This window comes from Microvirga yunnanensis, from assembly GCF_025460875.1.
Window position 1 is genome coordinate 1 of the sequence record NZ_JAMXFI010000159.1, and the last position, 19,135, is coordinate 19,135.

Consider the following 19,135-nt stretch of genomic DNA (forward strand, 5'->3'; position numbering starts at 1 on the left):
TGCGCAGCCCGGTCGCAAAGTTGCGGACGCTGCCGCCTTCCGGGTCGAACACGCGCACCAGGGCGCGGTTCTCCTCCTCGCCCCAGGCGGCACCAAGCCCATGCGTCCTCTCGAACGCCTTGATCTCCTCGGGCGACTTGTTCGGCATCCCGGCGGCGACGTTGGACGCCGAGCCGATGGAGACGAACAGGCGCTGCCCGTCGCGCGAGACCGCCAGGTCGCGGGTCCAATGCCGCTTGGTGGGGATGTCCGCGATGATGACCTCGGCCGGGCCTCTCGCCTTGCGGTCGCCGCTGCGGTACGGGAAGCGCACGACCTGGTTGGCCGCCGCCACGTAGACATAGCGGGGGTCGTCCGGCGGATAGAACGCGATGCCGAAGGGCCGATCCAGGTTCTCGGCGAAGGCCTGGGGTGTCGACGCCCCGCCCTTGGCCGCCTCGGCGGGGAAGACGAGCGCGCGGCCGCTGCCGCTTTCGGCCACGAAGACGTCGCCGTTCGGGGCGATCCGGATGACGCGCGGCTTATTCAGGTCCTTCGCGACCACCTGCACCGTGAAGCCCTGCGGCACGGCCGGCATCCTGCCCTGCGGCGCATCGACGACCTTTGGCAGCCGCTCGAAATCCGGTGCTTCGGGATCGTTCTGATCGAGGCTCGGCGACGGCAGGTCTGCGCCGCCTGCCATGCCGTGTTGAAGGGAGAGACGAACTCACCCCGCCGACAGGCGCCATCGTTCGAGCGGATCGCGCAGGTGCCCGGCATGACCACAACGGCACTGACCGTCGCTTTGCGGACCTCCCATGAGACGATGCCCAACATCATGCTGGAGCCGACGGAACTCCGGGACGTGACAGCCTACATCACGAGTCTCCAGAGCCGTCCGTGACACCATTCGTCTCTTTGTTAAATTGCTCCTGAAGGACCGTTTCCCCACGCCGCTGGACTGCGGAATCCGGTTGATCGAGATCAATGGGTTGCTCTGGAACATGCCGTACCGTGGTTCGATTAGCTGCCCAGGGGACAACGCCGTGAGACGCCCCTTCGCCGTGCCCTCATTCGGCAGTCCCAACAGTGGAAGGTCGGGTGAGGGGACGGAAGGTTGACGGCTCTTCGGAACGAACCTGTCCAACCACCTGATCGACTTCCGGTTCGGAGCAAACCTCGACCTGGGGCGGCTCGAACAGCCAAGGCAGTTCCAAATGCGATCCACGGTGTCTGCGCTCATCATCCTTCTCGTCACCAGCGCTTCAGGGCCGCTGACGACAGCCGTTGCAGCCTCGCGTGCCATCGAAGCGGCAAGCACGCAGGCTGCCGCTGCTGCGGCGCCATCGGCGATCGAGGCTGAGGCCTTTCTCGCCCGCGCCGAGCAGGAACTGGCCGATGTCTCCGTGCTCCAGTCCCGCGCCGACTGGGTGAACAGCACGTACATCACCGACGATACGGATGCGCTCGCGGCCTATTTCGGATCGCTCGGAACGGAGATGGGCGTCCGCTTCGCCCTTGACGCCGCCCGGTATCTCAAGACGGAAGGCCTGGGCCACGATACCCGGCGCAAGCTCGACATCCTGCGCAGCGAGCTCGATCTGCCGGCGCCCACCAGCCAAGGGGCTGCGGCCGAGCTCAGCACCATCGCAACGCGCCTGACGTCGGCCTATGGCCGGGGTCGCGGCAGCCTGCGCGGCCAGCCCATCCCCGGCAAGGACCTTGAGATCGCGATGGGCACCAGCCGCAACCCGGCCGAGCTCCAGGAGATGTGGACGAGCTGGCACGACAGCGTCGGCGCACCGATGCGGGCGCACTACACGCGGCTGGTGGAGATCGCCAACCAGGGAGCCCGCGAGCTGGGCTATGCCGATGTCGGGGCGCTCTGGCGCTCGCGCTACGATCTCTCGTCCGAGGCCTTCGTTGCCCTTACGGATCGGCTCTGGGCGCAGGTGAGGCCGCTCTACGAGCAGCTCCACTGCTACACCCGGGCCAAGCTGCATGAGCGCTACGGCGATGCCGTCCAGCCGGCCACCGGGCCGATCCGTGCCGACCTTCTCGGGAACCTGTGGGCGCAGGAATGGAGCGAGATCTACGACATCGTCGCTCCGAAGGGAGCCGGGGATGTCGGCTACGATCTCACGGAGCTGCTCGTCCGCCACGACTACGATGCCCGCCGGATCGTCAAGAGCGCGGAGAACTTCTTCAGCTCGTTGGGATTCGCTCCGCTTCCCGCGACCTTCTGGCAGCGCTCGATGTTCACCAAGCCCGCTGACCGGGACGTGGTCTGCCATGCCTCCGCCTGGAACCTGGATCACAAGGATGACCTGCGGATCAGGATGTGCACCGCGATCAATGCGACGGACTTCGTGACCGCCCATCATGAACTCGGCCACAACTACTACCAGCGGGCCTATAACCAACAGCCATACCTCTACCGGGGCGGCGCGAACGACGGGTTCCACGAGGCCATCGGGGACATGGTGGCTTTGTCGGTCACGCCCGAGTACCTCGTCCGGATCGGGCTCCTCGACAAGGATCAGGTTCCGCCTCCGGACAAGGACATCGGCCTCCTGCTCCGCCAGGCGCTGGACAAGATCGCGTTCCTGCCGTTCGGCCTGATGGTCGACCGGTGGCGCTGGGGCGTGTTCGACGGCAGCATCCCCGCCTCCTCTTACACCAAGGCCTGGGACGACCTGCGCCGGCAGTACCAGGGCGTCGTCCCGCCGACCGAGCGGACCGAGGCGCAGTTCGACCCGGGCGCGAAATACCACATTCCGGCCACCGTGCCCTACGCACGCTACTTCCTGGCCGGCATCCTTCAGTTCCAGCTCTACAAGGCGGCCTGCGACCAGTCCGGTTGGACGGGACCGCTTCACCGCTGCTCCTTCTACGGCAACCAAGCAGTGGGACAGCGGCTCAACGGCATGCTCTCCCAGGGAGCTTCCAAGCCATGGCCGGGCGCGCTTGAAGCCTTCATCGGCACGCGCGAGCTGTCGGCCGACGCGCTGCTGGAATACTTCCGGCCGCTGACCGCATGGCTTCAGGAGCAGAATTCGCAACGGCAGTGCGGCTGGTGACGGCTGATCGCATCCGTAAGGTGTGGTCGGCCCTCGATACCTCGGGATTGCTCCGTCACCGGCCGTCGCGTTCCGAGACGGTCACTCCGTCCCTGATCCGGTCGCTCGGATGCAGCACGACGGAATCCCCGACCGACAGCCCCGACAATACTTCGGCCTGGCGGCTGTTGCGGTGTCCGATCCGAACAAGAACGGTATGGGCCCGGCCTTCACGGACGGCGAACACTGCCCAATCGTCCCTACTCCGAAACAAGGCGCTGACAGGCACCGTCAGGGCGCTGTTGGCCCTCCAGGTCGTCACATGGACGATGACGCGGAAGTCATGCCCGAGGGCACTCCAGGCCTCGGGCGGATCGACGAAGTCGATCACCGCCTGGACCCGCTGCTCCTCGATGCCGAGCGCCGAAACCTTGACGAAGCCGGCCGGGTCCACGCGCGTCACCCGTCCCCGCAGCGAAGGCCCGCCCCAGCCGTCGATTCGCACCTGCGCCCCTGGCTTTACCTGAACCGCATCGGTCGAGAGAAGATCCGCCGCCACTTCGAGGTCGAGAGGATCGCCGATGGCGAGCAGCGGCGCCCCAGGCAGGACCACCGCTTCACTCTCCTGGATGATCCTGAGAATGCGCCCTGTCACGGGAGCCCGGACCTCGATGCAGCAGTTCGGGCTCGTCCGCTCGGAACCGCCGGAGGGATCGATCAGCCGGGCGGCTGCGACCGCTTGCTCGCTGCGGCGGACATCGAGTTGGGCCTTTGCGCTCGCCAGGGCCGCTTCATTGGTGTCGACGTCGAATTGGGCCTTGTCGACCGCCCGGGACGAGATCGCGCCCGTGCGGACCAGCGTCTGAGCCCGCTGATGCTCGTCGCGGGAAAAGGCGAGCGCGGCCTCGATCCGGCGCACCTCCGCTTCCGCCAGCTTCACGGCCGCGTCGGCCGCCGTGACCGCCGCCTGCAATTCCTCCCGTGACCGGATGTCGAGAAAGCTCGGAAGGGTCGGCTGCATCACCGCCACCACCGTCTCGCCCGCGGTGACCTGATCGCCGACATGGAGGGAGGTCTCATGGCGCCCGGCCGGATGGGAAATGCGCAGGGCCTTCCCGGCAACGGGCGCGGAGACCGTATAGACGTGGCGCACGCGCGTCCGGGCCTCATCGTCGACTGTCACCTCCATCGGCCCGAGCGTTACCCGTGCGAGATCGACGGGGATCGGCCGCGGCCAGGTGAACCATCCGATCCCTGCCGCGGCCCCTACGAGGATGAGTGTTCCCGCCACACGTTTCAGCCAAATCACGCGCATAGGCTAATCCCGGGTCTTGAGGACGGCCACGAGGTCGAGCTGATGGATGCGTCGACGAACAACGAGAGCTGACAGAACGGCCGCGGCCAGAACGACAGCGCTGGCCAAGAGGTAGGTGGAGTGCTCCACTACCAGGCGGACCCGCATCAGCTCGCCGGCCAGGTTCGTCCTCATCACCCACGCCAAGCCATAACCCATCACCCATCCCGGCAGTTGTGCGATCAACGTCAGCAAGGCCAGCTCCAGGAACAGGATCCGCAGGACCTCGGCCCGGGTGAAGCCGAGGACGCGCAGGCTCGCCAGCTCGCGGGCCCGCTCCGACAGCGAGATCCGGGCGCTGTTGTAGACGACGCCGAATGCGATGATGGCGGCCAGTCCGGTGTAGATGCTGGCCATCGTGGTCACGAGCACAGCCAACGATGCGCGGAAGTTGGCGAGCGACACGCGCTGAAGCGCCAGGCCGCTCACCGAAGGCAGCTCCTTGACGGTGTCGTAGAGGGAATCGAGCCGGCTTTCGTCCAGCGCCAGGTGGACGCTGTTGACGGCCGGTGCCTCCCGCATCAGCCGCGACAGGGCGTCGGCGTTCATCATGCCCCGAATGCCGAAGTAATCCTCGACCAACGCGGCGACGGGCAGGTTCACGGTCCGGCGCTGTCCTTCGAGCAGGTCGACCTCGACGTCATCGCCGGCCCGCACGCCGAGAATTTGCGCCAGCATGGCGGAGATCGCCAGCCCGCTCTCCGGCAGCACCACGGGACGCAGGTCCTCATCGATGATCCGGCTGAGGTCCGCGTCGGGCGGGCGGCCGCTGATCATGATCCGGCGCTCGACGTTGCGGTGCCTGATCCGCACGGGAATCTCACGATTGGGTTCGGCCGTGATGACGCCCGGCAGGCGGGCGACCTGATACGCCACGTCCCGCGGGCGCTTCTCCGTGAAGCTGACCGTTGCGTCCTGCCGGTCGGCCAGGAAGTACGTGACGTCGATCAGTTGCTCCATGGTGTCCCGGGTGAAGAGCGACACGATCAGGATCGCCGTGGCGAGCGCCATGCCCAGCACGGTGAACGCCGCCCGGAAGGGATGGTGGGCGATGCCCCGCAGCATCATGATGCTCGGCTGCGACAGCAGGCGGTTGATGCGAAAGCCCAAGGGGAGCAGATGTCGGAACTGCGGCGGAGCGGGCGGCTGCATGGCGACCGCCGGCGCCAAAACGACGACACCCCGGAGGGCTCGGGCGGCGCCCAGGGTTCCCGCGGCGAGGCTCGCCACGGCCGCCATGAGGTAGACGTCGAGGCTCTTGCTGAAAAGGAGAAACGGGAAGCGGAAGTAGTCGCCGAACAGGCCGGTGATGAGGCTCCCGAGCCAGGTCCCGGCGAGACTGCCGATGGCGATCCCGATCAGCACGAGGGCCATGACGAACTTGAGGTAGTGCGAGGCAATCGCGAGATTGCCGTAGCCCAGGGCCTTGAACAGCCCGACCTGTTCGCGTTCGAGCGCCACCAGGCGGTCCAGCGTCAGGTTGACCAGGAACGCCGCCACCAGCAGGAAGATCGGCGGCAGGGTCCGGCTCATGTTGCTGAGCATGTCGAGCTCATGGTCGAGGAAGGCGTGTGAGGTCTGGTCCTTGCGCCCGTAGGCCGCCTGTCCGCCGTAGCGGTCGAGAAGCGCGTCGAGCCGGAGGATCACCTCACGCTCGGAGGCATTCCGCAGCAGTTTCACGGCGACCGCGGAGAACGCACCATCGAGGTCGAAGGCGCCGGCCAGCGCCTTCTCCGGCATCCAGACGATGCCGAAGCGGCGGTCGTCCGGCATGATGTCGCCAGGACCGATTGCGTAGATGAACTCGGGCGAAAGCGCGATCCCGACGACCAGGAGTTCGCGCTTGCGGCCGTTCAGGACCGCCGAGAGACGGGCACCGGGGAGGAAGCCATGGGCGTTCGCGAAGCTCTCGCTGATCGCGACTTCCTCGACGCTTCCAGGCTCCGGCAGGCGCCCAGCCCGGACGTAAAGCTGATCGAGATGAGCCCTGCCGGGCTCCGGCAATGAGATGAACTGCCCAGTCGCGGGCTCGCGGAAGCCTGGGATGTCGAGCAGGGCGAATTTTGAAATGCGCGGGTCAACGGACGCGACACCGGGGATTTCCGCGATGCTTTCTACCAAACGCATTGGCGCCCGCCGCGCCACGGCGAACACGTCGGCGAATTGGTAGCGGTCATAGTAGGCCATGCGGGTCTCGTCGAGGGATCGGTACGAGCCCACGGACATCACGAGCGTTGCGACCCCGCCGGCAATCACGAGGCCGATGGCGAGCGCCTGGGCCCAGAGCCGTCTCAGATCGCGCAGCAGTTTGAGGTCGAGGACCCGCATCGGATCACCACGTGAGCTCGGCCGCCGCGCGGCGGGTTTCGTTCCTGACCTCCCGCGAGATCCGACCGTCGGCGAAGAAAAACACCCGGTCCGCGACCTCCTGGATGCTCGCATTGTGCGTGATGATCAGCGTCGTGGTCCCGAGCTGGGCGTTGATGCCCAGCAGGGCCTCGATCACCCGGATGCCGGTCCTGGAATCGAGGGCGCCGGTCGGCTCGTCGCACAGCAGGACCTCCGGGCGCTTGGCGATGGCCCGCGCGATGGCGACGCGCTGCTGCTCGCCGCCCGAGAGCTGGGCGGGGAAATGATCCATCCGCTCCTCGAGCCCAACCAGCGCAAGGGCCTCCTCCGGCTGCATCGGGTGCTCGGAAATCTCGGTCACCAACGCGACGTTCTCGCAGGCCGTGAGGCTCGGGACGAGGTTGTAGAACTGGAACACGAAGCCGACATGGCGCCGGCGGTAGGCGGTCAGGCCACGGTCGTCGAGCGATGTGAGGTCGAGATCCTTGAAGAACAGGCGGCCGCTCGTGGCCTGGTCGAGCCCGCCCATGATGTTGAGCAACGTCGACTTGCCGCTGCCGGAGGGACCGAGCAGGACGACCACCTCCCCGGCCGCGATCTCGAAGGTGAGTCCCCGTAAGGCCCGCACCTCGACCTCGCCGGTCCGGTAGACCTTGGTCAGGTCCTGCGCAGTGAAGACGCTTGCAGCCATGGCTCCCGCCTCAAGATCGGGTCACCGGAGCATCCAAGACCTTCAGCCCCCGGCCTGACGGTGGCAATGCGCTGTCGAGCCATTGCTGAAGGCAGTATACTCCATCCCGGCCCTGCGAAGGAGGGACTCCCGGCACCGCGTTCGATGCGGGCTTGGCTTGATCCGCGTCACTGTCCCCCGGCGAACCCGTGGCCAAGGCGCCTGCCAGGAGATCAGGCATCATCCGTCGCTGCCATGGGTTCGCGCCGGAGGGTGATCCGGGGCCCGTCGGGTAGCACGATCCGGAACAGGACCATGCCGGCGACCATAGCGGCGACGAACACGACGACCTGCCAGGGACCGAAGGTCATCGCGGTGAGCGCCGGGCCGGGGCACAGGCCGACAAGTCCCCAGCCGATGCCGAACAAGGCCGCGCCGCCGATCAGGCGCGGGTCGAGGTCGCGGCGGGTCGGGATCTCCAGCCGGCGGGCGAATACGGGGATGCCGCGCCGCCTGGCAAGGACGGTGCCGAGGGACGACACCGCGACCGCGCCCCCCATGACGAGTGCGAGGCTCGGATCCCAGTTGTCGAAGACATCGAGGAAGCCGAGCACCTTCGCCGGGTTGACCATCTGCGAGACGATCAACCCGAGGCCGAAGAGCAGGCCGGACGCGAGGGCGGAGAGGATGGCCGGCATGGCTCAGCTCCCGAGGACGTGGCGGGTGAGGAGGACGGTGATGATGGCGGTCGTCATGAACACGAGGGTGGCGACGATCGAGCGCGGCGAGCCGCGGCCGATGCCGCAGACCCCGTGACCGCTGGTGCAGCCTGCCCCCAAGCGGGTGCCGAAGCCGACGGCCAGTCCGGCGCTGACGAGGAGCCAGGTCGGCGCATCGAGGACGACGGGCGGTAGGGTGCCGCCGAACATCCGGTAGAGGAACGGCGCGGCCAGGAGACCGACGAGAAAGGCGGCACGCCAGCCGATCTCGCTCCGGTCCGCGTGCAGCAGGCCACCCAGGATGCCGCTGATGCCGGCGATGCGTCCGTTGAGCACCAGGAGCAGGGCCGCGGACGTGCCGATCAGGACGCCGCCGATGAGGGCCGAAACGGGGGTGAAGTGTTCCATGAACGGTTCCGATCAATGGCGGCCGCCGCCCCAGGCCCGCTCAAGCGCTTGGTGAGCGCGCGAGAGGATCCCGATGCGCGGGCGCCCTCATACCTTACGCCAATGAGACCCGTCCGGCAGGCAGTGGCATGGAAGCCATCATCCTTTCGGGCCGGATTCGCCGTTGACGGACTTGGCGCAGATGGTCATCAGCTTGGTCATCTCGGCGTTATAGTCGCGCAGGGTTTCCTCGACCCATCGGGACTGGATGGCCGCGACGTCCGTCGGGTTCTTGCAGACCATCATCTCGCGGGCGGTTTCGCCATCCTTGCCAAGACGCATGGACACGAAGCCAAACATTTCGCGCTGGCATTCGGTCGCTGCGGTGAACCACGTTTCCGCGGCGTTCACCAGGGCGCGGCCCCGGTATCCGGACAAGGCAAACGCGTCACTGCCGTGTCGCGTGTCGGATACTCCTGATGTCTTCGTCATGGTCGTCATCGCTCGTTCTCCCTGTATGAGACTTTCTTTCTAATCGAGAGGGTTGCCCCCGACCGGCGGCAGGCGCGGGTGAAGGCTCTCATCCCCGGTGATCCCATGCAGGCGTCAGGCCGGGTGCGTTGCCGACGAGATCCGTATGGCCGAAGCCCTTTCGGTAATCGAGGACGGAGATCACCTTCGGGACGACCTTGAAGAATGCCACTCCCTCAAGCGCGCCAGAGGCATATTCGGCGATCCCCTGCGGGAATTTCTCAAGCAGGAGCTGCCCCGCCCGCGCGATCTCCTGCGGGTCCGTGAGGCAGTCCGCAAGACCGCCCGCCGAGATGCCGCGGATCTCGCCCCAGTTCGCATAGGGCAGGTTGACCGTCAGGGACACCTTTCTGTTGCGGTTGATGTTCCATGCTTTTTGGGAATCGGCCGCACATCCGAAGTAGATGTCCAGCCCGTCATTGGCGTAGCTGACCGTCGTGGCCTGCGGATATCCGTCCTGGCGGACCGTCGCGAGCGTCATGTCGTTCGCACGGTCGAGAATGGACAGAATCTCCTCGCGAATGCTTGCGTCCATAACGGCATCCTCCATTCGTTCCTGTCCCTGCTGGATCACCCATGGTGGGCTCGTCCCCGTCCGTCCGCCTTGATCTGAATCAATGCCGCATTGGGCGAAGCCGCCGATGATGTGCTTTGGTCCGTTGACGGCGGAGGGCTCCATGACCGTCAGTGACGAGCATTCGCAAGTTCAGGGAAGACCGCAGGGTGACCGGATCCATGCGCCGGACATTCTCCCGAAGCTTCAGTCGCTGCTCGCGACCCTGGCGAACATCGATACCGATCACGAAAGCAACCTGATCGTCATCGAGAGCAGGCTGATGGATGATGCTTGCAAGCATCGGCTGATTGCCGATCTTCGTGAGAGCCATCGTCTGCGGCGCGCACCATACCTTCGGGAAGTCGAGTCCCTCAGGAAGCGGATGGGAGCTGCGTTTCATTGAGGCTATGCCATGAGAGCCATGGTCCTTCACACGGTGCGCACATCCCTGATGATGGAGGAGCGTCCGCTGCCGTCGCCTGCGGCAGGGGAGATCCGCGTGGCGGTGGAAGCCTGCGCGGTGTGCCGCACCGACCTCCATGTGGTCGACGGCGACCTGCCGCATCCCAGGCTTCCCCTTATCCCCGGCCATGAGATCGTCGGTCGCGTGGAGGCGCTCGGATCCGGAGTCGGCGATCGCAAGCCGGGTGAGCGCGTGGGTGTTCCCTGGCTCGGCCACACCTGCGGCCATTGTCCCTACTGCGTCTCGGGCCATGAGAACCTCTGCGACGAGCCGCTGTTCACGGGCTACACGCGAGACGGCGGCTTTGCATCGCATGTGATCGCCGATGTTGCCTATGCCTTCAGCTTGCCGGAGCACGATGACCCCGTCGCCCTGGCTCCGCTCCTGTGTGCCGGATTGATCGGCTGGCGTTCGCTGGTGGCCGCAGGCCCCGGCGAAAGGATCGGCATCTACGGCTTCGGGGCGGCGGCCCATATCATCACGCAGGTCTGCACGTGGCAGGGTCGGCGAGTCTTCGCCTTTACGCGCCCGGGCGATGTCGCCGCCCAGGATTTCGCCCGCTCGCTCGGCGCCGTCTCGGCCGGCGGTTCCGATCAGCAGCCGCCCGAGCGCCTCGACGCCGCGATCATCTTCGCGCCCGTGGGCGAGCTTGTGCCCTTGGCGCTCAGTGCCGTGCGGAAGGGCGGCCGTGTCGTCTGCGGTGGCATCCACATGAGCGACATCCCAAGCTTTCCCTATCGGTTGCTCTGGGAGGAGCGTCAGGTCGTATCCGTCGCCAACCTGACCCGTCAGGACGCCTTGGACTTCCTGGCGATCGTTCCCAAGGTCGGGATCAGAACACAGACGGTGCGCTATCCGCTCGAGGCCGCCAACGAGGCCTTGGACGACCTGCGGTCGGGACGGCTCCAGGGGGCCGCGGTCCTGGTCCCCTGATGCAGGACGGAAACAGAAGTCAGCGTGCCCGGCAACCGGACCACACGTTCAGAGGGAGGAACCCATGCTCCAGAACATTCGCAGCATCCTGATCGGGATTACCGAGGAAGGGGATGCCGAGGAACGCTCGGCCGCCCTGCCCTACGGACTGTCGCTGGCCCGCCAGGCTGACGCCCATGTCACGGTCCAGGCGGCCTCGCTCAAACTGACCGTGACGCATGCCTTCATCAGTGCCTTCGCCGAAGGGCTCGTGGCCACCGAGAACCGCCGGCTGGATGTTCTTGCCCGCACGGTCGCCGACGAGTCCCAGCGTGCCGCGGCGGCATCGGGCCTGGCCTGCACCACGCAGGCGCCGCATCTCGCCTATCCGTTCCTCGTCAGGAGCTTCACCTCCCTCGCCCGCTCCCATGACCTCACGGTCCTGGATTCCGAACCCATTGCACTTGCCGTCGATCGGGGGCTGATCGAGGCCGTGCTCACGGACAGCGGCCGGCCTCTCATCGTCGTGCCCCAAGGGCGGGAGACCTTTAGGGAAGACCGGATTATCGTGGCCTGGGACGGCAGCGCCAAGGCGGCGCGTGCCCTCAACGACGCCCTGCCCTTCCTGCGCGCTGCCAATCAGGTCGAACTGGTCAGCGTCACGGGCGAAAAGGATCTGGCGCATACGGTGCCCGGCGCCGAGATCGCGCCGCATCTCACCCGCCATGGCATCGCGGTGAATGTCCTGGCCCTGCCGGCCCTGAAGGGGGATGTGGCCGGGACCCTGCGTAACCATGCCCACCTGACGCGGGCCGACATGATCGTCATGGGTGCCTACGTCCATTCACGCCTGCGCGAGATGATGCTCGGCGGCACGACCCAGTCACTGCTGAAGGACTGCCCGGTGCCCCTGTTCCTTTCTTATTGATCCCGGCGGACACGGTATCCGGAGGCATCTCCATTCTAGGGAGGGCTGCATGTACAGGAGAATCCTGATTGCCACCGATGGCTCGACCCTGGCGGCCATTGCTGTCGAACACGGATGCAAGCTCGCGAAGTCTTTGGGCGCCGAGGTCCTGATCCTGACCGTCACCAAGCGTTTTCACCTGTTCGCGCTCGGGTCCGACCAATTGGAGGAAACACTGTCCTCATTCCGCGATCCTATGCAAAAGCAGGCTGAGCGCACCCTGTCGGATGCCTCCGCGATCGCCCGCGATATCGGTGTCGAGGCCACAACGCTTCAAATGGAGGACGATGCCCCCTATCGGACGATCATCCGCGTGGCGGAGGACTATGTCTGCAACCTGATCGTCATGGCTTCGCACGGTCGTGGCGGGGTCTCGGCTCTCCTTCTCGGGAGCCAGACGACGAAGGTGCTCTCCCATTCGAACATCCCGGTCATCGTCGTGCGGTAGGAGGATCGGCTCAGCCTTGGATGGAGTTGAGGTAAGCGAGCAGGTCGTTGATCTGGGCGGGATCAAGCTCGAACTGGGGCATGGACGGGTGGCCCGTCGTGATGCCCTCCGCAAAGGCCTCGGCGAGGTCCTCAATCGGATAGCGTGTGTGCAGGGTCCGGAAGGGTGGCGCCTCCGGAATGGGACTGTCCCCGAAGCGACCGATGGCATGGCATTGGGAGCAGTTCGTCTGCGCGAACGTGAAGCCGCGCTGCGTCCGACCCGATTGAGCCATGGCCGCCGACGAGGCGCATGCCAGGGCAAGGCAGAGAAGAGTGACCCGCCTCATCATCGATGCTCCCCTGTCCTGCCCGGTTCCGCGGGGATTACGGAGACCACGTGGAACGTATGGGGCTTCCCATCATCGTCCGCGATGGTTACGTACTCGCCCTCGGCAAAACGATGCTGATGCAGGTGATAGCCTGCTTCCTCGTCGCCGAGGCGCCCTTGGTTGTAGTCGATCATCCAGGTCGCTCCGCCGGACCCGCCCGGCCGATGGACGAGGACACCCTGCCGCTCAGCCTCGGCGGCCCAGAAGCGGCGGACCAGGCAGTGAGCCCGCCTCTCCAACCATTCCTCCCAATCCAGATGGCCCTGCCCGTCGAGCGGCGCGGTGATCACATAGCCGTGCCGCGGGCTACCCTCCGGGAACTGCTTGCTGCGGGCCAGATGGAGCGTGACGTGATGGAGCATGGGTACCTCCCGAAAACCGCCGCGTCTCAAACAGGACATGCCATTGTGGCAGAGCTTAGAGGGGAAATCGCTCTGGCACCTTGATCCTGATCAAGTTCATGAAGCCGATCCGAGGCTATTCCTGGGTTTTGTCCCTCAGGGCATCCCTGATGCGCCGAATGATGACTCCCTTCGCGTTCCTGCCGGCTGCCGCCTCGACGGCGTCGTTGATATCGAGAAGCATCGCCGCATAGTCGTTGTGCCAGTCGCGATGGCCGGCGCTCGCGCTCGGCAGGCGCTCCTCGTGCCGCTCGATCCGGACCGCCCGCTCTGTCGCCAGATCATAGACATCATCGATGTCCGGGATGATCGCGCCGGGCACGTGATCGAGATCGGCAAGGGACGATTGCAAAGCCTTGAGGGGCGCATCCTCACCGTGCACGAGGAAGACCCCGCGCCGGACCGGAAGACGGTCGGTCAGCCAGGCCTTCAGCTCCGGCCCGTCGGCGTGCCCCGAGTAGAGGTCGAGCGTCCGCATGCGAGCCCGGACCTTCACCTCCTCGCCATGGATCCGCACCTTCGAGGCGCCGTCCTGAAGGATCCGCCCGAGCGTGCCCTGCGCCTGGAAGCCGACGAAGAGAACGGTGGCCTCGTCGCGCCAGAGCCACGCCTTCAGGTGATGCCGGATGCGGCCCGCCTCGCACATGCCGCTGGCCGCAATGATGATGTGGAAGCTGTGAATGCGGTCGATGGCCTTGCTCTGCTCCACACTCTCCGTGAAGCGTACCCATCGGGACTCGAGCGCCTGGACCAGGTCGGCACCGTTCCGGAGTTCCCCAGCATGCCGCTTGAAGATGGCGGTTGCCTTCGAGGCCAGCGGGGAATCGATGAAGATCGGAATGTCGGGCAGTTCATCCGCCTCCATCAATTCCATGAGGTCGACCAGAAGTTCCTGCGTCCTCTCGACCGCGAACGATGGAATGAGCAGCGCCCCGCTCGGATGCATGGCCGCGCGGACCTCGTCGCGCAGCATCCGACGGCGCCGCTCGATCGTGGTGCCCGCGCGATCCGTATCGCCATAGGTGGACTCAAGGAGGACGTAATCGAGATCGCGTGGACCGTCGGGGTCCGGTTGCAGGAGCTTGTGGTCGGGTCCGATATCGCCCGAGAACAGGAGGCGTGTCGGCTTCCCGTCACCGCTTGGTGTCACCTCCATCTCGATGGACGCCGACCCTAGAAGATGGCCGGCATTCCAGTAGCGGGCGCGGAAGCCGGGGGCGACATCCTGCCATTGGCCGTAAGCCACGCGCCGGAACTGCGTCAGGGACGCGATGGCGTCCTCTTCCGTGTAGATGGGAGAGACCGTCTCCCGCCCGCGTCGACTGTTGCGGCGGTTGAGCTGATCGACCTCCATTTCCTGGATGTAGCCGGAGTCCGGCAGCATGATGGATGCGAGGTCGATCGTTCCGGCCGTTGCGTAGATCGGTCCATCGAAGCCGGCCTTCACCAGCTTCGGCACGAGACCGCTGTGGTCGATGTGGGCATGGGTGAGGCAGAGGGCATCGATCCCTGCGGCGCGGAACGGGAAGTGCTCGTAGTTGAGCTCCCTCTCCTCCTTCGATCCCTGGAACATGCCGCAATCGACCAGGACGCGGGCCGCATCCGTCTCGAGCATGAAGCAGGAACCCGTCACGGTTCGGGCGGCGCCGTGGAAGTGAAGACGAAGCGACAAGGAAACCTCCTGGGTTACGAGGAAGCGTCGGGCGGTGAGGATCGCACCTTGGCACACCCCCGTCGAGCCGGAAGAGCGTCACGGCTCCGGATCAGGATGGCTCCGGTCCCCACAAGGCCCGCAGCGCATTGAGGATCACGGCGACATCGATGGCCTCCTGGATGAGAGCCCCCTGAACGGGCGTCAGATAGCCGAAGGCGGCAACAATCATTCCGACGACGGAGAGGCCGATCCCGGCATAGACGCTCTGGAGCGCGATGCTGCGCGAGCGTCGCGCCGCGTGGATCGCCGCCGGGATCTTGTCGAGACGGTCGACGAGGACGACGACGTCCGCGGCCTCGGCGCTGGCCGCGGCACCCTTGGCGCCCATGGCAACGCCGAGATCGGCGGCCGCCAGCGCCGGAGCGTCGTTGACGCCGTCGCCGATCATCATGACGGGTCCGTGCCGCTTCTCATCCTGCACGATGTCGATCTTCCGATCCGGCGTGAGGTCGGTATGAACCGCGTCGAGATGCAGTCCGACCGTGACGGCTTCCGCGACGTCATGGCGGTCTCCGGAGGCCAGGACGATCCGGTCCATTCCCAACCGGCGGAGCCTTTCGATCACCTGGGCCGCTTCCGTGCGCAGGTGGTCCGCCAGAACCAGGAGTCCGGCGAGCTGGCCATCGACTGCCACCGCAACCACAACCGATCCGACAGGATACTGGCTCCCGGCCAGGGTTTCCCGAGTGCCGGGTGCCTGCTGCGAGACATACCGAACCCCTCCGACGACGAGATCGAGACCATCGACGCTACCCTCCAATCCTTCGCCAGGAACCTCGACGATGTTGGCGGGCAGCGGCAACGGCAGGTCCCTTGACTGCGCCTCTCGGACAAGCGCCCGGGCAATCACGTGCTTCGAGGCCTGATCGAGCGACGCAGCGAGCTGGAGCAGTCTTTCGCTCGCGAACCCGGTCATCGGCTGGATCGCCGTCAATCGGGCTTCGCCGTGGGTCAGCGTGCCCGTCTTGTCGATCACCAACACCCGTACCCGCGCAAGCGCCTCCAGCGCCTTGCCTCCCTTCACGAGAACGCCGGCCTTGGCGGCCCGCGACACGCCGGAGACGATGGCGACGGGCACGGCCAGGATCAGCGGGCACGGCGTGGCCACGACGAGGACGGCCAGCGCCCGGATCGGGTCTCCGCTCCAGAGCCATGCTCCGCCGGCCAGCGCAACGGTGAGAGCCAGGAAGGCGATGGCGAAGCGATCCGCAAGGCGCGCCATCGGTGCCTTCGACGCCTGGGCCGCCTCGATCAGGCGAATGATGCCGGCATAGGTGCTCTCGGCGGCGCGATGGGTGGCGGTCAGGTCGAAGGCATCGCCGGCATTCGTCACGCCGCTCATCACCGGCTCACCGTGCTCCTTGCGCACGGGCAGCGCCTCTCCCGTGAGAGCGGCCTGGTCGAGAACCGCCGTTCCCTGCGCCACGGTGCCGTCCACCGGCACCACGTCGCCCTGGCGAATGAGCAGGCGGTCGTCGGGTGCGATCGTCCCGAGGCCGACCTCCTCGAGCCGTCCATCCCGATAGCGGACGGCCGTGCGCGGAACGCGCCCGAGCAGCGCCGTCATCTCGCGTTCGGCGCGGCGCTCGGCGAAGCTCTCGAGATACTGCCCGCCCGCATACATCAGCGCCACCACGACGGCGGCCAGATGCTCCCCGAACAGGAGCGCTCCGGTCATGGACAGGGCCGCCACGATGTCGAGCCCGACATCCCCACGGCGCAGGCTTGCAACGATCTCGACGAGAAGCGCCCCCAGGACGGGGATCGTGGCCGCTGCCCAGATCGATCCGGACCACTGTCCGGCCCCGGCAAGGTACGCCGCCCATCCCAGAAGCAGCCCGAGCAGGGGTACGGCCACGAGGATGGGACGGACGAAGCGGTGAAGATTGCGCAGGCCCAGTGCGCTCGGCATCGCAGGCTGGTGCAGCATGGACGGAATTTCAGGAGTGGCCTTCCGGATGGCGATGCGCGTCATGCCGATGTCCATAGCCCGTTGCGTGGCATCCACGCCGCCCGGAGCCGCTTGGCCAGCCCGAACCAGCCGCCGGCCAGCACAGCAATGGCCAGGGTTGTCGCCAGCCATGACAGGCTCGGCGGGGAAACCCGGAGGATGGCGGCCAACGGCGGAACGTAAATGGCCGTGGTGACGATGACGGCGGCTCCGGCTCCGATCCCCCAGAAGGCGAGACGCCTCCGGTCGAAGAAGGAGGTTCCCGGCTCAGCCGCGTCGGCGAAGGCGAGGACGAGGTTTCCGAGGACCAGGGCGACAAAGGCCACAGCCCGCGCTTGCATCTCGGGGACGTCGGCATTCAGCGCCCACACGTAGAGCCCGAGGACGGCCCCGAGGACGGCTGCCCCCTGGATGAACCCGAGCACGATCTGGGAGGTGCCGAAGAGCGGCTCGCTGGCGGGACGCGGCGGCTTCTCCATCGCATGCCGTTCGCTCGGTTCGCCTTCGAAGACGAGAGAGCACACCGGATCGATCACGAGTTCCAGGAGGATCACGTGCATCGGGTACAGGATCGGCGGCAGGCCCATGAGCAACGGCAGCAGGGCCAGCCCCGCAATGGGCACGTGGATGGCGGTGACGTAGGTCAGCGCCTTGCGCAGGTTCGCGAAGATACGCCGTCCAAGCCGCACGCCGCCGATGATCGACACGAAGCGGTCGTCGAGGAGGATCAGGTCCGCCGCTTCCCGTGCCACGTCCGTGCCCCGTTGTCCCATGGCGATGCCGATGTGGGCGGCTTCCAGCGCCGGCGCGTCGTTGACGCCATCCCCGGTCATGGCGACGACCTCGCCATTAGCCTTCAGGGCCTCGACGAGGGCAAGCTTCTGCTCCGGCATGACGCGGGCAAAGACCCGGATCCGCCGGACCCGCTCATGCAGTCCGTCCCGATCGAGCTCGGCGATCTCCCTGCCCGAGAGCACTCCGGCACTCGTGTCGATACCCGCCTGGCGGGCGATCTCCAGGGCCGTGGCCGGATAATCGCCCGTGATCATCGCAACGGTGATCCCGGCCCGCTTCGCCTCGGCAACGGATTGCGGGACATCGGGCCGGACCGGATCCGCGAAGCCGATCAGGCCATCGAACCTAAACGCCAGGTCCTCGGGAGCCTTAGCGTGATCCTGGTCGACCAGGACGGATGCCACTCCCAGCACCCGCAGTCCACGGCTCGCCAAGCCGGCGACCACTCTGTCCAAGCTTGCTCGCTCCTCATCGTTCATGCGGCAGAGCCGGAAAACAGCCTCCGGAGCCCCTTTCGCCGCATACACGACACCGCCCCTTGAGTCGGGCCAGACCTGGATGAAGGCTAGAAGTTCGGGACGGAGCGGGTAGGTACGCAGCGGCCCCCCGGCTCCATCCGGTTCTGGCGAGAGTTGCGCAGCCAATTCATGGACCGCCTTGTCCATGGGATCGACCGGGCGGACGGCGGACGCAAGCACGGCCTTCCTGAGCGGGTCAACGGCGCCGCCGGATAGCCTGCTGCCGTCCCCGAGATCCTGAACCTTGCCGTCCCACCAGGCCGTAGTGAGCACCATCCGGTTTTCGGTGAGCGTGCCGGTCTTGTCGACGCACAGGACAGTGGCCGCACCGAGCGTCTCGATCACGGCGGCGCGGCGCACCAATACCTTGTGCCGAGCAAGGCGGAAGGCCCCGAGCGCCATGAAGATCGCCAGCACCATCGGGAACTCTTCCGGCAGCAGCGCAATGGCCAGCGTGATGCCGGACAAGGTGCCGCCGACCCAGTCGCCCCGCAGCATGCCATAGGTCGCCGCGACGACGGCACAGAACCCAAGCGCGAGGATCCCGAGTCTGGCGATGAGCCTGCCGGTCGTCTTCTGGAGCAGCGTCGGCTCGTCCCCGATGGCAGCGAGCGAGGCGCCGATGCGCCCCAGCCGGGTCGTCGGGCCCGTGCGGAGGACGTGGACAGCACCCTGCCCGCGCACGTTCAGGGTCCCGGCGAACAGGAACGGCGTGTCGTCCCCGCCCGGCTCGGGATCGCCGGCATCAGTCACATCGGCCGCCGGACGTTTGGACACCGGGACCGACTCGCCTGTGAGGGCGGACTCGTCGACCGTCAGCGCATCGCCATCGATCAGAATGCCGTCGGCCGGCAGGCGTTCACCCTCGCCGACAAGGATGAGATCGCCGGGGACGACCTCCCGGGCCGGGAGGCGTCGCTCGGTCCCGCCGCGGATCACCCGTGCGAAGGGCTCGGCCAATTCGCGCAGGGCCGCCAGGGCCCGCTCGCTCC

Annotated in this window: 19 protein-coding genes; 6 read left to right on the top strand and 13 right to left on the bottom strand. The window is 66.6% G+C overall.

The window, feature by feature from the left end:
• On the bottom strand, window positions 1-682 hold a 682-nt coding region (locus NF876_RS39345; RefSeq protein WP_373696784.1), incomplete at its 3' end, for a PQQ-dependent sugar dehydrogenase.
• Between the two features lie 75 nt (window positions 683-757).
• Here NF876_RS39345 and NF876_RS39350 point away from each other — a divergent pair.
• Entirely contained in the window at window positions 758-883 is a 126-nt protein-coding gene (locus NF876_RS39350) for a hypothetical protein (protein WP_262266435.1), read from the top strand.
• A 325-nt stretch (window positions 884-1,208) separates the two neighbouring features.
• Entirely contained in the window at window positions 1,209-3,059 is a 1,851-nt protein-coding gene (locus NF876_RS39355; RefSeq protein WP_262266434.1) for a M2 family metallopeptidase, read from the top strand.
• A 55-nt stretch (window positions 3,060-3,114) separates the two neighbouring features.
• On the opposite strand, the gene NF876_RS39360 is transcribed toward NF876_RS39355, so the two are convergent.
• The 7 genes from NF876_RS39360 to NF876_RS39390 form a co-directional block, all read right to left on the bottom strand.
• A complete protein-coding gene (locus tag NF876_RS39360) occupies window positions 3,115-4,353 on the bottom strand; it encodes an efflux RND transporter periplasmic adaptor subunit (protein WP_262266433.1) in 1,239 nt (412 codons plus the stop codon).
• Window positions 4,354-4,356: 3 nt separating this feature from the next.
• A complete protein-coding gene (locus tag NF876_RS39365) occupies window positions 4,357-6,720 on the bottom strand; it encodes an ABC transporter permease (protein WP_262266432.1) in 2,364 nt (787 codons plus the stop codon).
• A gap of 4 nt (window positions 6,721-6,724) precedes the next feature.
• Entirely contained in the window at window positions 6,725-7,432 is a 708-nt protein-coding gene (locus tag NF876_RS39370) for an ABC transporter ATP-binding protein (RefSeq protein WP_262266431.1), read from the bottom strand.
• A gap of 212 nt (window positions 7,433-7,644) precedes the next feature.
• Window positions 7,645-8,109, bottom strand: coding sequence for a DUF6691 family protein (locus tag NF876_RS39375; RefSeq protein WP_262266430.1), 465 nt, complete (start codon window positions 8,107-8,109; stop codon window positions 7,645-7,647).
• Between the two features lie 3 nt (window positions 8,110-8,112).
• The gene (locus NF876_RS39380; protein ID WP_262266429.1) at window positions 8,113-8,538 is read right to left on the bottom strand and encodes a YeeE/YedE family protein; all 426 of its coding nucleotides are present in this window, start codon (window positions 8,536-8,538) and stop codon (window positions 8,113-8,115) included.
• A 138-nt stretch (window positions 8,539-8,676) separates the two neighbouring features.
• A complete protein-coding gene (locus tag NF876_RS39385) occupies window positions 8,677-9,018 on the bottom strand; it encodes a phasin family protein (RefSeq protein WP_262266428.1) in 342 nt (113 codons plus the stop codon).
• Window positions 9,019-9,097: 79 nt separating this feature from the next.
• Window positions 9,098-9,583 (bottom strand): pyridoxamine 5'-phosphate oxidase family protein, encoded by a 486-nt coding sequence (locus NF876_RS39390; protein WP_262266427.1) that lies wholly within the window; start codon window positions 9,581-9,583, stop codon window positions 9,098-9,100.
• Window positions 9,584-9,725: 142 nt separating this feature from the next.
• On the opposite strand from NF876_RS39390, the gene NF876_RS39395 reads away from it, so the two are divergent.
• From NF876_RS39395 to NF876_RS39410, 4 genes are all read left to right on the top strand, one after another.
• A complete protein-coding gene (locus NF876_RS39395; RefSeq protein ID WP_262266426.1) occupies window positions 9,726-10,007 on the top strand; it encodes a hypothetical protein in 282 nt (93 codons plus the stop codon).
• 9 nt (window positions 10,008-10,016) lie between these two features.
• Window positions 10,017-11,000 (top strand): zinc-dependent alcohol dehydrogenase family protein, encoded by a 984-nt coding sequence (locus NF876_RS39400; protein WP_262266425.1) that lies wholly within the window; start codon window positions 10,017-10,019, stop codon window positions 10,998-11,000.
• A gap of 64 nt (window positions 11,001-11,064) precedes the next feature.
• Window positions 11,065-11,907 carry a universal stress protein gene (locus NF876_RS39405; protein WP_262266424.1) on the top strand — a complete coding sequence of 281 codons (843 nt, stop codon included), beginning with the start codon at window positions 11,065-11,067 and terminating at the stop codon, window positions 11,905-11,907.
• A 49-nt stretch (window positions 11,908-11,956) separates the two neighbouring features.
• Window positions 11,957-12,394 (top strand): universal stress protein, encoded by a 438-nt coding sequence (locus NF876_RS39410; protein ID WP_262266423.1) that lies wholly within the window; start codon window positions 11,957-11,959, stop codon window positions 12,392-12,394.
• Between the two features lie 10 nt (window positions 12,395-12,404).
• On the opposite strand, the gene NF876_RS39415 is transcribed toward NF876_RS39410, so the two are convergent.
• The 5 genes from NF876_RS39415 to NF876_RS39435 form a co-directional block, all read right to left on the bottom strand.
• The gene (locus NF876_RS39415) at window positions 12,405-12,725 is read right to left on the bottom strand and encodes a c-type cytochrome (RefSeq protein WP_373371194.1); all 321 of its coding nucleotides are present in this window, start codon (window positions 12,723-12,725) and stop codon (window positions 12,405-12,407) included.
• On the bottom strand, window positions 12,722-13,126 hold the full coding sequence (locus NF876_RS39420; protein ID WP_262266422.1) for a hypothetical protein: 405 nt from the start codon (window positions 13,124-13,126) through the stop codon (window positions 12,722-12,724). Before NF876_RS39420 ends, NF876_RS39415 begins: the two co-directional genes overlap by 4 nt.
• Window positions 13,127-13,241: 115 nt before the next feature.
• On the bottom strand, window positions 13,242-14,837 hold the full coding sequence (locus NF876_RS39425) for an MBL fold metallo-hydrolase (RefSeq protein WP_262266421.1): 1,596 nt from the start codon (window positions 14,835-14,837) through the stop codon (window positions 13,242-13,244).
• 91 nt (window positions 14,838-14,928) lie between these two features.
• Window positions 14,929-16,791: a heavy metal translocating P-type ATPase gene (locus NF876_RS39430; RefSeq protein ID WP_262266439.1), complete on the bottom strand. Its 1,863-nt coding sequence runs from the start codon at window positions 16,789-16,791 to the stop codon at window positions 14,929-14,931.
• Between the two features lie 59 nt (window positions 16,792-16,850).
• Window positions 16,851-19,135 (bottom strand): cation-translocating P-type ATPase (locus tag NF876_RS39435; protein WP_262273281.1); only part of this gene is annotated, 2,285 nt, incomplete at its 5' end.